Source organism: Micromonospora noduli (genome assembly GCF_003264475.1).
Taxonomy (GTDB): domain Bacteria; phylum Actinomycetota; class Actinomycetes; order Mycobacteriales; family Micromonosporaceae; genus Micromonospora; species Micromonospora noduli.
On record NZ_PYAC01000012.1, the window covers coordinates 727882 to 741878 of the forward strand.

The window sequence follows — 13997 nt, forward strand, 5'->3', positions numbered from 1 at the left end:
ATCACCCACCCCTCGTCGAACCGGGAGCAAGTCGTGAGTCGGGCCATCAGCGCGCCGTTTCCACCGGATCGACGGGGGGTGGCCCCGTCTCGGGACACCGGGGCGGGCCGCTCCGGCGGCACCGCCCGCGCGGTGACCCGGACGCTCAGCGACGACCCGCTGGGCGGCACGGTACGTCGTACCGTGCTGCCCAGCGGTCTGCGCGTCCTCACCGAGGCGATTCCGGCGATGCGCAGCGTCTCGTTCGGCATCTGGGTGGCGGTCGGCTCGCGTGACGAGACCGGCCCGCAGGCCGGTGCCGCGCACTTCCTCGAGCACCTGCTCTTCAAGGGCACGCACAAGCGCACCGCGCTGGAGATCTCCTCGCAGATCGAGGCGGTGGGTGGCGAGACCAACGCCTTCACCACGAAGGAATACACCTGCTACTACGCCCGCGTGCTGGACGAGGACCTGCCGCTGGCGATCGACGTGATGTGCGACCTGGTCGCCGACTCGCTGTTGGAGCCGGCCGACGTCGAGACCGAGCGTGGCGTGATCCTGGAGGAGATCGCCATGCACGACGACGAGCCGGGTGACGAGGTGCACGACCTCTTCGTCCAGGCCGTCTACGGCGATCACCCGCTGGGCCGGCTGATCTCCGGCACCGCGGAGACCGTCACCCCGATGACCCGGCGGCAGATCCAGAGCTTCTACCGGGGTCGCTACACCGCGCCGCAGATCGTCATCGCCGCCGCCGGCAACCTCGACCACGCGGCGGTGGTCAAGCTGGTCCGTCAGGCCGTGCGCGGCACCCCGCTGGACAGCGACCCGGCCAGCCCGGCGCCGCACCGCGCGGCGACCCCGGCGGTACGCACCAAGCCGACGACCACAGTGGTGGAGCCGAAGGAGACCGAGCAGGCGCACGTCATCCTCGGCTGCCCCGGCATCGACCGGCTCGACGATCGGCGGTTCGCCCTCGGGGTGCTCAACAACGTGCTCGGCGGCGGCATGTCCAGCCGCCTGTTCCAGGAGATCCGCGAGCAGCGCGGCCTCGCGTACTCGGTCTACTCCTACGCCAGCCAGTACGCCGACACCGGCTTGTTCGCCGTCTACGCTGGCTGCGCCCCGGGCAAGGTGGATGAGGTGCTGGCCCTGACCCGCGCCGAGCTGGCCCGGGTGGCCGCTGACGGGTTGACCGAGGCCGAGGTGGCCCGGGGCAAGGGGATGAGCAAGGGCTCGTTCGTGCTCGGCCTGGAGGACACCGGTTCGCGGATGAGCCGGCTGGCCAAGGGTGAGCTGCTCTACGGCGACCTGATGCCGGTCGACGAACTGCTCCGCCGGGTCGACGAGGTCACCGTGGAGGACGTGAACGTCCTCGCCGCCGAGCTGCTCAGCCGGCCGATGTCGCTGGCCGTGGTGGGCCCGTTCGGTGCCGGCGACTTCGCGGTCTGAGGTCTGCCGTCCGGCCCGGTTGAGGCACCCCGATCGGGCGTCCCGGCCGGTGGAGCAGAGCGGATCCGGCCGGAAGCGCCCGTCCCGATTGGGATAGGTTGTGCCCCGTGACTGACGAGCAGGGAAAGACCCCGGCCCAGCAGCTGCGGGTCGGCGTGTTTGGTGCGCGCGGCCGGATGGGCATCGAGGTCTGCAAGGCGGTCGACGCCGCCGACGATCTCGCCCTGACCGCGGCGGTCGACCAGGGCGACAGCCGCTCCGCCGTCTCCACCGCCGAGGTGGTCGTCGACTTCACCACGCCGGACGTCGTGATGGACAACCTCCGGTGGTCCATCGAGCAGGGCATCAGCGCGGTGGTCGGCACGACCGGCTTCACCGAGCAGCGGCTGGAGCAGGTACGCGGCTGGCTGGCCGACAAGCCCGAGGTGGGCGTGGTCATCGCCCCGAACTTCGGTATCGGTGCGGTGCTGATGATGCAGTTCGCCGCACGGGCCGCCCGACACTTCGAGTCCGTCGAGATCATCGAGCAGCACCACCCGCGCAAGCTGGACGCCCCGAGTGGCACCGCCACCCACACCGCCCGGCAGATCGCCCGGGCCCGCGCCGAGGCCGGCCTCGGCCCGGTCCCGGACGCCACCAAGGACGAGGTGCCGGGTGCGCGCGGCGCCGACATCGAGGGGGTACGCGTCCACGCGGTGCGCGCCACCGGCCTGGTCGCCCACCAGGAGGTGCTGTTCGGCGGCACCGGCGAGACCCTGACCATCCGGCACGACTCGTACGACCGGGTGTCGTTCATGCCGGGTGTGCTGCTGGCCGTCCGCGCGGTGCGCAACCGCCCCGGCCTCACCGTCGGCCTGGACGCCCTGCTCGACTGACCGGGCCGCTCGCCCGCTCCTCCACATCGCGGTGCGGGCCGGGTAGCATCCGCCGGATGATCGATGCGGGACACCTGGACCGGCGCGGGCGGCGACTCACGCTCCGGCCTGTCGACGACGACAACTGGCGGGCGGTGGCCGACGTCGCCCCGCGCGACGACCAACGCCGGTTCGTGGCCGCGCTGGGCGCGCGCTATCTGCTGTTGAGCACCCGCTCCGAGGTGTGGAACTCCCTCGCGGTGTACGCCGACGAGACCGTCGTCGGCCACGTCATGTGGGGCGTGGACGACGACGGTTCGCACTGGATCGGCGGGATGCTGATCGACGCCGCCGAGCAGGGCCAGGGCGTCGGCCGGGCCACAGTGCAGACGCTGGCCCCCTGGCTGGCGGCCCGGAACGGCAACCCCCCGGTCCGGCTGTCGTACCACCCCGACAACACCCTAGCCGCAGCCCTCTACGCCTCCCTGGGCTTCCACCCCACAGGCGCCATGGATGACGACGAAGTAGTAGCCGAACGAACCCGCTAACCCGAGCCCTACGTCCCAGCGCCCGCCCTCGCGATCTTGCACTTTCTGTTGCGACGTATCAGACCTTCCGTACATCTCAACAACCGAAACTGCAAGATCACCGGGGTGGTCGGGCCGGCCTAGCGGGGGAGGGACGGGGTTGTGGGGCGGCGTTGGGTGGGGAGGGACGGGGTTGGGGTCAGGCGGGTGGGGAGACCGGTGACGGTGGCTTCGCCGGTGCTGTCGACAGTGACGTGCACCGGGGTGTCGGCCACGCGGAGGCCGTCGACCGCTACGGCACCGAACTCTGTTCCCGCGAGGGGTGCCAGCCGGACAGTGCCGCCCGGCACGTCCGGGTAGAGCCCCGTGGCGGCCTGGAGCAGCAGCACCGCGCCCGCCGCGGCCCACGCCTGCGGCCGGCACGAGGCCGGGTACGGCACCGGGCGGTTGACCAGTGCCCGGTCGTCGCCGCCGTACAGCTCCGGCATCCGGTAGTCGAACGCCTCGGCCGCGCTGAGCAGCCCGTCGGCCAGACCGAGCGCGGCCTCGCGGTGCCCGGCGCGGGCCAGCCCACCGAGCACGATCGCGGTGTCGTGGGTCCAGATCGAGCCACAGTGGTACGACAACGGGCTGAACCCGGCGTCGTCGCTGGACATGGTGCGTAGCCCGAACCCGGCGGCCATCGTGTCGGTGGTGAGCAGGTGCGCGACCTGGGCCTCCTCGTCGCGGTCGAGCAGACCGGTGCCGAGCAGGTGGCCGATGTTGCTGGTCAGCGAGTCGACCGGGCGCTTGTCGCGGTCGAGGGCCAGCGCGGGTTGCGGTCCGTGACGACCGTCAACCCAGAAGCTCTTGCGGAACCGGCCGACCAGTGCGGCGGCGTGCTCGCGCCAGCGGTCGGCGCCCGGGCGACCGAAGGCGTCCAGCAGGGCCGCGCCGTTCACGGCGGCCTCGTGCGCGTACCCCTGCACCTCGGCCAGCACGATCGGCGCGGTGGCCAGGGACCCGTCGTGGAAGCGGACGGCGTCACCGGAGTCCTTCCAGCCCTGGTTGGACAGCCCGTGCCCGGTGGTGTCGACGTACTCGACCAGGCCGTCACCGTCCGGGTCGGCGTGCTCGCCGAGCCAGCGCAGCGCCGCCTCCAGGTGCGGCAGCAGGGGCTCGATCTGCTCGGCGGGCATTCCCCAACGCCACGCGTCGTGCAGCAGGTTGATCCAGAGCATTGTGGCGTCGACGGTGCCGTAGTACGCCGGCGGAAGGCGCAGGCCGTTGTCGGGCAGGGCGAACGCGTGGCGGCGCAGCTCGTGCAGGATCTTGCCCGGGGCCTCGCCGGTCGTCGGGTCGACGCGGGTGCCCTGCCGACGGGCGAGCACGCGCAGGGTGCCGGCGGCCAGGTCGGTGCCGAGCGGCAGCATCATCCGGGCGGCCCAGAGGCTGTCCCGGCCGAACAGGGTGAGGAACCAGGGCACGCCGGCGCCGAGGAACACGTCGTCGGGTGCGCCGGTCTCGGCCAGTCGGAGGCCGCGCAGGTCGTCCAGGCTGCGGTCGAGCAGCCGGATCAGCCGTCGGTCGTCGGCGGTCACCTCGGGTCGGGACCACTCGGGCTCGCCGGCCGGGCCGACGACGACGGCGCGCGGGTCGTCGACTGTCACCTGCCAGCGCAGCACCGTCTCGCCGCCGGGGGGCAGGTCGACCGGCCAGACCAGCCGGGGTGCGGTGGCCCGCTCGCCGTCGACCAGCAGGTCGGCGCCTGGCGCGGTGACGGTGACGGTGATCCCGGCGCCTGACCAGGTGAGCGTGCCGGGCTGACCGGTCGTGGCCGTCAGCGCGTCGGTGCCGCCACCGGACTTGACGACCTCGATGGGTGCCAGGTCGCAGCCGAGGTCGACGGAGACGGTGGCCCGTACGCCGATCGTGGCGGTGGAGACGATCCGCAGCTCCTCGGTGAGGCCGTTGCGGGCGGCCCGCCGGAGCCGGTCGACGCGGACGGTGGGGTCGGGCGTCGGGTCACCGAGCCAGCGGGCCAGGCTCACGAAGTGTGCGCCGTGCGGCCCGTCGTCGCCGCGGGTCAGCCCTTCGAGTTCCCGCTCGTCGACCCGCAGCTCGGCGCGGGAGAGCACCCGGGCATCGGCGTGGAAGACGCCCTGGACGCCGGTCGGGCGGATCTGCCCGGTCGCGTCCCCCAGCGCGCTGGTCGGGGCGAAGACCACCCCGACCAGCTCGTGCAGGAGGGGTTGCAGCTGGCGTTCGATCACGGTGTGGCTCCAGATCCTCGGGGTGCGGGGCGGCCATCTTGACAACGCGCCCCTGGCGGTGCAAAGTGCGAAACATTCCAGAAACTTGAACGATCCAATCCTGCCTTATCCAAATTGGATCGTTCAAGATGGCGAGAGGGATTAAGTGGCCGAAAAGGTAACCATCGCGACGGTGGCCCGGCACGCCCGAGTCAGCCGGCAGACGGTGTCCAACGTGCTCAACAGCCCGCACATCGTGCGGCAGGAGACCCGTCAGCGGGTCGAGGACGCGATCAACGCGCTCGGCTACCGGGCCAACCAGGCCGCTCGACAGATGCGCACCGGCCGGTCCCGCCTCATCGCCGCCCGGATCGACCCGACCCGCGACGGCATCAACGGCTCCGTGCTCGACCGCTTCCTGCACGGCCTCACCGAGACCGCCGACGCCGCCGGCTACCGGGTGCTGCTCTACACCGCCACCGACGACGATCGGGAGATCGCCACCTACGGCGACCTGCTCGGCACCTACGAGTTGGACGCGTTCGTGCTGGTGGGCACCAAGCACGGCGACCCGCGTACCGAATGGCTCGCCGACCGGGACGTGCCGTTCGTGACCTTCGGTCGCCCCTGGGACGCGCTCGACGCGCACCCCTGGGTGGACGTGGACGGCGCCGCCGGCACCGCCCAGGCCACCCGGCGTCTGCTCGACGCCGGCCACCGGCGGATCGCCTTCATCGGCTGGCCGGTCGGCTCCGGCGTCGGCGACGACCGGCGGGCCGGCTGGCGCGACGCGCTGCGTGCGGCCGGCGTCGACCCGACCGGGCTGCACCGGGAGACCGAGGACGGCATCGCCGAGGGCGAACGCCTGATGCACGACCTGCTCGACACCGTGGCACCGAGCGCCGTGGTCTGCGCCAGCGACTCACTCGCCCTCGGCGCCCTCCAGGCGATTCGCGGCGTCGACCCGCCCGTGTCGGTGATCGGCTTCGACGACACGCCGGTGGCCGCCGCGATTGGGCTGACCAGCGTCAGCCAACCGCTCGGCGAGGCCGCCGCCCGCTGCGTGGACCTGCTCACCGGGGTCCTCGACGGCGACCACGAGACCCCCACCCCCGTGCTGCTCCAGCCCTCGCTGGCACTGCGGCACACCGCGTAGTCCCACCCCCACCAGGAGAAACCATGGCACCCCGAACAATCACCCGGGCAGCGGTGGCCGGCCTCGCCGCCGTCGCGCTCCTCGGCTCCGCCGCCTGCGGCAGCGGCTTCGACGACTCCTCCGGCGACACCGCCCAGTCCAGCGGCCCGGCCAGCCTGCAGATCATGATCGGCTCGTCCGGCGAGGCCGAGACCAAGGCCGTGCAGGACGCCGCCGCGAAGTGGGCCAGCAGCTCCGGCAACACCGCGACGGTCACCCCGGCACAGGACCTCACCCAGCAGCTCGGTCAGGCCCTCGCCGGCGGTACCCCGCCGGACGTCTTCTACGTGGACGCGGCCCAGTTCGCCAACTACGCCAGCGTCGGCGCCCTCGAGCCGTACGGCGACAAAATCAGCAACCCGGGCGACTTCTACGAGAGCCTGCGCAGCGCCTTCACGTACGACGGCAAGGTCTACTGCGCGCCCAAGGACTTCTCGACCCTGGCCCTGCAGATCAACACCGACCTGTGGACCAGGGCCGGGCTGACCGACGCCGACGTGCCGACGACCTGGGAGCAGCTCACCGCCGTCGCCCAGAAGATCAAGGCCAAGGGGCAGGTCCCGCTGGCCCTCGGTGACACCCGGGACCGGATCGGCGCCTTCATGGTGCAGAACGGCGGCTGGCTGGTGAGCAAGGACGGCAAGCAGCCCACGGCCGACACCCCGGAAAACCTCGCCGCCCTCCAGTACGTCAAGACCATGCTCAGCACCGGCCTGGCCAAGTACCCGAAGCAGCTCGACGCCGGCTGGTCCGGTGAGGCGTTCGGCAAGGGCAAGGCCGTGATGACCATCGAGGGCAACTGGATCAAGGGTGCCCTGCAGAACGACTTCCCGAACGTGAAGTACAAGGTCGTGGCGCTGCCGGCCGGCCCCAAGGGCCAGGGCACCCTCTCCTTCACCCAGTGCTGGGGCATCGCCGCGAAGAGCAAGTACAAGGATCAGGCGATCAAGTTCGTCGAGGCGATGACCAGCGGCGAGCAGCAGATGACCTTCGCCAAGGCGTTCGGTGTCATGCCGTCCCGCCAGTCGGCCCGCGACCAGTACACCGCCGCCTTCCCGGCGGACAAGGTGTTCATCGACGGCGCCGCGTACGCCCAGGGCCCGGTGAACGCCCCGAAGATGGACAGCGTCCTCAAGGACCTCGACACCGGTCTACAGGGGCTGGCCAACGGCGACCCGAAGACCGTGCTGCAGAACTTCGACAAGAACGCCAAGGCGGCGCTCGGCGGCAGCTGAGGTGATGGCGGGGGCCCCGGCGAACACCGGGGCCCCTGCCGCACGTCGGCCGGAGAGAAGAAGGGAGGGAAGATGGCAACCGAGACACTGACCGCCGCGGCGACCGCGGGCGGGGTCGGCCCCCGCCGACGCAGGGGCGGCATCCGGAGCAACGAGAACCTCGCCGGCTGGCTCTTCGTCGCGCCGGTGATCGTCATTCTGGGGCTGTTCCTGCTGCTGCCGATCCTGATGGCGCTCTGGGTCAGCCTGACCGACTGGAACGGCCAGGGCAGCCCGTTCACCGGCGACGTCCCGTTCGTCGGCGCGCACAACTACACCCAGTTGTTCACCGAGGACGGGCTGGCCCGCCGCGACTTCATGACCAGCATCCGCAACAACATCTACTACGTGGCGATCGTGGTGCCGGCGCAGACCGTGCTCGCTCTCGGACTGGCGTTGGTCGTCAACAACCGGATGCTCAAGGGCAAGGGCTTCTTCCGCAGCGCCTTCTACTTCCCCTCGGTGACCAGCTCGGTAGCTATCAGCGTGGTGTTCCTGTTCCTCTTCGCCAACTCCGGCGCGGTGAACGCCCTGCTCGGTTTCCTCGGAATCGACGGCCCGGAGTGGTTCGCCGACTCCCGAGGCGTGCTGCACCTGCTGTTCGGCGCGGTCGGCGTCGACTCGCCACCGGCGGCACTGGCCGGCGGCGGCCCGTTCGGGCTGACCTGGTGGGACTGGCTGGCCGGCCCGAGCGTCGCGATGATCTCGATCATCACGCTGGTCGTCTGGACCACCTCCGGCACCTTCATGCTGATGTTCCTGGCCGGGCTGCAGAACGTGCCGGTCACGCTGGACGAGGCGAGCACCCTCGACGGCGCTTCCCGGTGGCAGCGCTTCCGGTACGTCACACTGCCGATGATCAGGCCCACCACCTTCCTGGTGCTCACCCTCGGCATGATCGGTTCCTGGCAGGTCTTCGACCAGGTGTACGTGATGAGCCAGGGTGACCCGGCCAAGACCACGCTCACCCCGGCGTACCTGTCGTACCGGACCGCCTTCCGGGACTTCGACTACGGCTCCGGCGCGGCGATCTCCTTCGTCCTGTTTCTGATCATCATCGTGCTCACAGTGATCCAGCGCCGGGCGCTGGCCGAGCGGGACACCGACCGGCCGCGCCGAGGCCGCTGGCGTCGGCGCGTACCGGAAAGGTCCTGAGATGGCCGTGCTCACCGACCGCCCGGCCGCGGCGCCCGCGCGGCGTCAGCAGCACGCGGCCCGCACCCTGGCCACCCGCTTCCTGGGGTACGCCACGCTGGTCTTCTTCGGGCTGGTGTTCCTCTACCCGTTCGTCATCCAGATCGGCAACGCGCTCAAGACCGAGCCCGACGCGGCGGCGAACCCGCTGTCACCGTTTCCGGACCCGCTCACGCTGGCCGGCTTCGAACGGATCTTCGCCGGCACCAACTTCCCGCTGTGGCTGGGCAACTCGCTGCTGGTGACGGTGCTGGTCAGCATCGGCCGGGTCTTCTTCGACTCGCTCGCCGGGTACGCGCTGGCCCGGCTGCGGTTCGCCGGCCGCGGCGGGCTGTTCGCCGCCGTCATCGCGGTGATGGCGGTGCCCGGGGTGGTGCTGCTGATCCCGAAGTTCCTGGTGCTCAACCAGCTCGGCCTCTACAACAGCTACGCCGGGCTGGTGGTGCCGCTGCTGGCCGACGCGGCGGGCGTGTTCATCATGAAGCAGTTCTTCGAGTCGATCCCGGTGAGTGTCGAGGAGGCCGCCCGGATAGACGGCGCGAGCATCTTCCGTACCTTCTGGTCGGTGGTGCTGCCGATGGCGAAACCGGCGCTGATCACCCTCACCATCCTGTCGTTCCAGGGCTCCTGGAACGAGTTCCCGCACAGCCTTGTGTCGGTGCAGGACCCGGACCTGTTCACCCTGCCGCGCGGGTTGGCCGACCTGGTCAGTGGCTCGCTCGGCAAGGGCACCCAGTACCCGCTCAAGCTCGGCGCCGCGCTGCTGGCCACCATCCCGGTAGCGATCATCTTCGTGCTGTTCCAGCGGTACTTCGTCCGCGACGCCAACGACGGCTCGGACAAGGGCTGACCGGCCCGGTGTGGCGGCCCTGCCGGGGCCGCCACACCGGTTCACTCGGCCGGTACCTTCTCGGTCGGCACGCCCACGTGCAGGCGCACCTGGGGCACCAGCATGTCGTCGACGTCCAGCGCCCGGGCCGCGCCGTCGGGCTCCCACCCGGTGCTGGTAAGGAACTTGCGGGTCGCCTCGTCACCGTCGAACGCCCACGCCACCGCCCGACTCATCCCGTCCTCGCGCCACAGGTCGACGGCGGCCGCGAGCAGCCGACTGCCGTGCCCCCGCCGGCCCCACCGCGGCTCCACCAGCAGGTCGGTCACCGCCGCCACGTCCGGGCCGAGCGCGTCGGCCGGTTCACCCGGAGCCAACGCCTCGCCGTCGGCCGGGCCGGAGGCGGCGAACCCCACCAGATACGATTGCTCGGCCTGTTCGACGGCGACCAGCACCCGGTGCGCGCCCGAGGGCGGCTCCAGCACCGCGGCGCTCCACCGCCGGGCGAGGAACGCCTCGTCCAGGTTGTCGAGCACATGCCGAGGAAGGATCCGGCGGTACGCGACCCGCCAGGTCGCGAGCTGGATGCGTGCGATCTCGCCGGCGTCCTCGGGACGCGCCGGGCGGACGTACCCGAGAGCCATGGGACGGAAGCCTACGCAGGGCGAGGGAGACGACGGTGGCGCAGGGTGCCAACAGGACGACCGCGCAGGTCGTCGGGGTGGTGGTGCTCGCCGCGGCGGTCACCGGGTTCCTCGCCGTCGCCGCCGTCCGGCACGGGTTCTTCGACCTGAAGGTCTACTACGGCGCGTTGACCTGGTGGGTGCACGACGGCGGGGAGATCTACGACTATCTCAAGCCGGGCACCCAGTACGGCTTCACCTATCCGCCGTTCGCAGCGCTGGTCATGCTGCCGATGGCGTACCTGCCGTGGACGGCCGCGATCGTGGTGAGCGTGCTCGCCAGCGTGGCCACCACCACGGTGCTGATCTGGTGGCTGGTCGACCCGGTCGCCCGCCGCGCCGGCTGGACCCGGTGGTTCGCCCTCGCCGTGGCGCTCTGCCTGGCCGCCGCGTTCGAACCAATGCGGGAGACGGTCAACTTCGGCCAGGTCAACACGCTGCTGCTCTTCCTGGTGGCGGTGGACCTGCTGCGGCTGCTGCCGGCCGGCAACCGGTGGGCCGGGGTGGGGATCGGCCTCGCCACGGCGATCAAACTGACCCCTGGCGTGTTCATCGTCTACCTGCTGGTGACCGGGCGGTGGCGGGCGGCGCTCACCGCCAGCGGCACGGCCGCCGGGGTGTCGCTGCTGGCCGCCGCGCTCTTCCCCGACGCGTCCCGGGAGTTCTGGACCGAGGCGCTGTGGAACACCGGGCGGGTGGGCGAGCTGGCCTTCGTCTCCAACCAGTCGCTGCGCGGGGTGGTCGCCCGGCTCGACCCGGAGCACCCGAGCACAGTGCTGTGGCTGCTGCTGGTGCTCGGCACCCTGGCGCTCTGGGCCTGGCGCTCCCGGGCCGCCGTCGCGGCCGGCGACGAGGCGACCGGTCTGGCGCTGACCGGCGCAGTGATGTGCCTGGTCAGCCCGGTCACCTGGGTGCACCACCTGGTCTGGCTGCTGCCCGCGTTGATCCTGCTGGTCGACAACGCGATGGCCGCGCCGGCCGGCCGCCGACGGCAGGTCCTGCTGCTCACCGCGACCATCGGGTACGCGCTGCTGATCAGCCGGACCGTCTGGCTCTGGGAGAAGGACTTCACCGGCGTCGACGGCTTCCTGGGCAGCAACGCCTACGTGTGGGTCAGTCTGGCGCTGCTGGCTTTCCTGCCGATCCGCCGGTGGCTGACCCCGAACGGGTCAGTGGTCGAGGCGTCCGGCGTACCGCAGCTCGACCAGCCCGACCGGCGGGCCCCCACCGGCCAGCGGCACCTGGTAGGTCGACCGCTCACCGTCCGGTGACAGGCCGGCGCGCTCGCAGAACCGCCGGGCCCGCCGGTTGTCCGCCAGCACCCACGCCCGGTACCCGGCCCAGCCCCGCTCGGTGAGCCCGCTCCGGGCGGCGTCCAGCAGCGCCGCGGCGGTCCCGTCACCCCAGTGGGCCGGCTCCACGTAGAGCGCCACCACCTCGCCGACCGTCGGGTCCAGGTCGTCCCGGTCCTGGTTGCGGCGGTACGGCCCGAAGGTGGTGAAACCCACGACCAACCCGTCCACCTCGCCGAGCACTGTGGTGAACGGGTGTTCCGGATCGGCGGTGCCGACGTCGCGACGACGCTGCGCCCAGGCCACCACGTTGAGCCGCCCGAGCACCTCGTCCGGCATGAAGCCGGCGTAGCCCGCCTGCCAGCCGTGCACGTGTACCTGGGCGACCGCCTCGGCGTCGTCCGGTTCCTCCCGACGGATGGTCAGCATTGCACCGTTCTATGCCCCGTTGGTCGTCACGTCCAGCTTCCCGCACCGGCGTCGTACCGATGAATTAAGGTCGCCGACGATGACCGCACCGGAATCACTCTCGCTCGCCCAGGCCCGCCGCGTGGCGCTCGCCGCCCAGGGCTTCGCCGACCCGGCGCCGACGGGCGTGCCCACCCGCCGGCACCTGCGTCGCGTGCTGGGCCGGGTCGGGCTGATCCAGATGGACTCGGTCAACGTGCTGCAACGCGCGCACTACCTGCCGCTCTACAGCCGGCTCGGGCCCTACCCGACCACGTTGCTCGACCAGGCCGCCTACCGGCGCCCGCGTGAGCTGTTCGAATACTGGGGCCATGAGGCGTCGCTGGTCCCGGTGGAGCTGCACCCGATGCTGCGCTGGCGGATGGCCCGGGCGCACAGCGAATCCTGGGGCGGCATGCGGCGGATCGCCCAGGAGCAGCCGGAGCTGGTCGCCTGGGTCCGGGACGAGGTGGCCGCCCGGGGGCCGCTGACCGCCGCCGAGATCGAGCACGACGCGCCCCGGGAGACCGGCAACTGGGGTTGGAACTGGTCGGCGGTCAAGCGGGCGTTGGAGTTCCTGTTCTGGGCCGGGGAGGTGGCCGCCGCCGAGCGCAGCACCTCCTTCGCCCGCCGCTACGACCTGCCCGAGCGGGTGCTGCCCGCGGCGGTGCTGGCCGCGCCCACCCCGACCGACGCCGAGGCGTACCGAACGTTGGTTGCCCTCGCCGCGCGGTCCCTCGGGGTGGCCTCCGAGCCGGAGCTGCGCGACTATTTCCGGTTGCCGCTGGCCGGCGCCCGGCAGGCCGTCGCGGAGCTGGCCGAGGCCGGTGAGCTGGTGCCGGTCACCGTGGCCGGCTGGCGGCAGCCGGCCTGGCTGCACACGTCCGCCCGGCTGCCCCGCTGGGTGCGGGGCAACACACTGGTCAGCCCCTTCGATCCGCTGATCTGGGAACGGGCCCGCACCGAGAGACTGTTCGACTTCAGCTACCGGATCGAGATCTACGTCCCGGCGCCACAGCGGGTCTACGGGTACTACGTGTTGCCGTTCCTGCAAGGCGACCGGTTCACCGCCCGGGTCGATCTGAAGGCAGATCGGAAGGCCGGGGTGCTGCTGGTGCCGGCCGCCTGGCTCGAACCCGGCGCCGACCCGGGGGAGACCGCCGTCGCGCTCGCCGCCGAGCTGTACCGTCTCGCCGGCTGGCTCGGCCTGGACGCGGTGGCCCCGCCGGCGGCCGGCGATCTGGCCGGTCCGCTCACCGCCGCGTTGGCCGGCGTGTCCGGTGTACCGTGAGCGCGTGACGAGCGCTCCCGGACCGGTCGACCAGCCACACCCCGCCCCCGGCGCGGTCCACACGGCGCCGGCCGACGGTGACACGAATCCCGGTGGCTTCAATTCTGGTGGCCCGGGTCCCGCTGGCTTCGGTCCCGCTGGCCCGGGTCCCGCTGGCCCGGGTCCCGCTGGCTTCGGTCCCGGCGGCTCGGGTCCCGCCGGCTTCGGTCCCGGCGGCTCGGGTCCGGAGGGTTGGCCGACGACCCCGCCGGGTGGCTACCCGGCGCCTGAGCCGGACCGGCTCACCCGGTTCGTGCTGCGGCTCTACGAACGTTCCCCGCGCTGGGCGGTGCCGCTGGCCGCGGTCGGCTGCGTCGCCGTCGGCATGAGCTACGCGCTGCTCAGCAACCCGACCTACGCCGACCCGGACGCGGCGCCCACCTGTCTGCTCAAGCTCACCACCGGGCTGGACTGCCCGGGCTGTGGTGGCACCCGCGCACTCTGGTACGTGCTGCACGGCGACCTGCCGGCCGCCGCCCGGCATCACTTCCTGTTCGTCTTCGCGCTGCCGTTCCTCGCGTACCTCTTCGTGGCCTGGGCGGGCAACCAGGCGTTCGGTTGGCGACTGCCCGAGCTGCGGATCAGCTCGAAGGTCATCGGTGGTTTCCTGGCCGCGTGGCTGGCCTTCTCGGTGCTACGCAACCTGCCCTGGGCGCCGTTCACCTCGCTCTACGTCTGACCGCGCCGTCGCCCGCCGCCGGCGCAGCCCG

At 71.8% G+C, this 13997-nt stretch carries 13 protein-coding genes; 10 read left to right on the plus strand and 3 right to left on the minus strand.

Translation table 11 applies throughout. The features are described 5' to 3' along the window. Positions 1 to 33 precede the first annotated feature (33 nt). From MED15_RS18090 to MED15_RS18100, 3 genes are all read left to right on the plus strand, one after another. A complete protein-coding gene (locus tag MED15_RS18090) occupies positions 34 to 1431 on the plus strand; it encodes a M16 family metallopeptidase (protein ID WP_112586566.1) in 1398 nt (465 codons plus the stop codon). A 107-nt stretch (positions 1432 to 1538) separates the two neighbouring features. Beyond that, positions 1539 to 2306 (plus strand): 4-hydroxy-tetrahydrodipicolinate reductase, encoded by a 768-nt coding sequence (gene dapB, locus MED15_RS18095; protein ID WP_112586568.1) that lies wholly within the window; start codon positions 1539 to 1541, stop codon positions 2304 to 2306. 56 nt (positions 2307 to 2362) lie between these two features. Beyond that, positions 2363 to 2833, plus strand: a complete 471-nt coding sequence (locus tag MED15_RS18100; RefSeq protein ID WP_112736265.1) for a GNAT family N-acetyltransferase — start codon at positions 2363 to 2365, stop codon at positions 2831 to 2833. A gap of 119 nt (positions 2834 to 2952) precedes the next feature. On the opposite strand, the gene MED15_RS18105 is transcribed toward MED15_RS18100, so the two are convergent. Beyond that, complete coding sequence (locus MED15_RS18105) at positions 2953 to 5064, minus strand: glycogen debranching N-terminal domain-containing protein (RefSeq protein ID WP_112736267.1); 2112 nt, start codon at positions 5062 to 5064, stop codon at positions 2953 to 2955. 145 nt (positions 5065 to 5209) lie between these two features. Between MED15_RS18105 and MED15_RS18110 the strand changes: the two genes are divergently transcribed. From MED15_RS18110 to MED15_RS18125, 4 genes are all read left to right on the plus strand, one after another. Beyond that, the gene (locus MED15_RS18110) at positions 5210 to 6199 is read left to right on the plus strand and encodes a LacI family DNA-binding transcriptional regulator (protein ID WP_112586574.1); all 990 of its coding nucleotides are present in this window, start codon (positions 5210 to 5212) and stop codon (positions 6197 to 6199) included. A 23-nt stretch (positions 6200 to 6222) separates the two neighbouring features. After that, positions 6223 to 7473 (plus strand): sugar ABC transporter substrate-binding protein, encoded by a 1251-nt coding sequence (locus tag MED15_RS18115; RefSeq protein WP_112586576.1) that lies wholly within the window; start codon positions 6223 to 6225, stop codon positions 7471 to 7473. A 72-nt stretch (positions 7474 to 7545) separates the two neighbouring features. Next, on the plus strand, positions 7546 to 8667 hold the full coding sequence (locus MED15_RS18120) for a carbohydrate ABC transporter permease (protein ID WP_181549340.1): 1122 nt from the start codon (positions 7546 to 7548) through the stop codon (positions 8665 to 8667). Between the two features lies 1 nt (position 8668). Beyond that, the gene (locus tag MED15_RS18125) at positions 8669 to 9556 is read left to right on the plus strand and encodes a carbohydrate ABC transporter permease (RefSeq protein ID WP_112736269.1); all 888 of its coding nucleotides are present in this window, start codon (positions 8669 to 8671) and stop codon (positions 9554 to 9556) included. 41 nt (positions 9557 to 9597) lie between these two features. On the opposite strand, the gene MED15_RS18130 is transcribed toward MED15_RS18125, so the two are convergent. Further along, a complete protein-coding gene (locus MED15_RS18130) occupies positions 9598 to 10179 on the minus strand; it encodes a GNAT family N-acetyltransferase (RefSeq protein WP_112586581.1) in 582 nt (193 codons plus the stop codon). Positions 10180 to 10214: 35 nt separating this feature from the next. Between MED15_RS18130 and MED15_RS18135 the strand changes: the two genes are divergently transcribed. Then, on the plus strand, positions 10215 to 11489 hold the full coding sequence (locus MED15_RS18135) for a glycosyltransferase 87 family protein (RefSeq protein ID WP_112586584.1): 1275 nt from the start codon (positions 10215 to 10217) through the stop codon (positions 11487 to 11489). Here MED15_RS18135 and MED15_RS18140 read toward each other — a convergent pair. Beyond that, on the minus strand, positions 11388 to 11939 hold the full coding sequence (locus MED15_RS18140; protein ID WP_112586586.1) for a GNAT family N-acetyltransferase: 552 nt from the start codon (positions 11937 to 11939) through the stop codon (positions 11388 to 11390). The genes MED15_RS18135 and MED15_RS18140 overlap by 102 nt on opposite strands. A 79-nt stretch (positions 11940 to 12018) precedes the next feature. Between MED15_RS18140 and MED15_RS18145 the strand changes: the two genes are divergently transcribed. After that, entirely contained in the window at positions 12019 to 13248 is a 1230-nt protein-coding gene (locus tag MED15_RS18145; protein WP_112736272.1) for a winged helix-turn-helix domain-containing protein, read from the plus strand. Positions 13249 to 13252: 4 nt separating this feature from the next. Then, positions 13253 to 13966 (plus strand): DUF2752 domain-containing protein, encoded by a 714-nt coding sequence (locus MED15_RS34245; protein ID WP_244220487.1) that lies wholly within the window; start codon positions 13253 to 13255, stop codon positions 13964 to 13966. Positions 13967 to 13997 lie beyond the last annotated feature (31 nt).

Coding starts and splice junctions, on each gene's coding strand:
- MED15_RS18100 (WP_112736265.1), top strand. CDS start 2,363: ATGATCGATGCGGGACACCTGGACCGGCGCGGGCGGCGACTCACGCTC.
- MED15_RS18120 (WP_181549340.1), top strand. CDS start 7,546: ATGGCAACCGAGACACTGACCGCCGCGGCGACCGCGGGCGGGGTCGGC.
- MED15_RS18125 (WP_112736269.1), top strand. CDS start 8,669: ATGGCCGTGCTCACCGACCGCCCGGCCGCGGCGCCCGCGCGGCGTCAG.
- MED15_RS18140 (WP_112586586.1), bottom strand. CDS start 11,939: ATGCTGACCATCCGTCGGGAGGAACCGGACGACGCCGAGGCGGTCGCC.
- MED15_RS18145 (WP_112736272.1), top strand. CDS start 12,019: ATGACCGCACCGGAATCACTCTCGCTCGCCCAGGCCCGCCGCGTGGCG.
- MED15_RS18130 (WP_112586581.1), bottom strand. CDS start 10,179: ATGGCTCTCGGGTACGTCCGCCCGGCGCGTCCCGAGGACGCCGGCGAG.
- MED15_RS18115 (WP_112586576.1), top strand. CDS start 6,223: ATGGCACCCCGAACAATCACCCGGGCAGCGGTGGCCGGCCTCGCCGCC.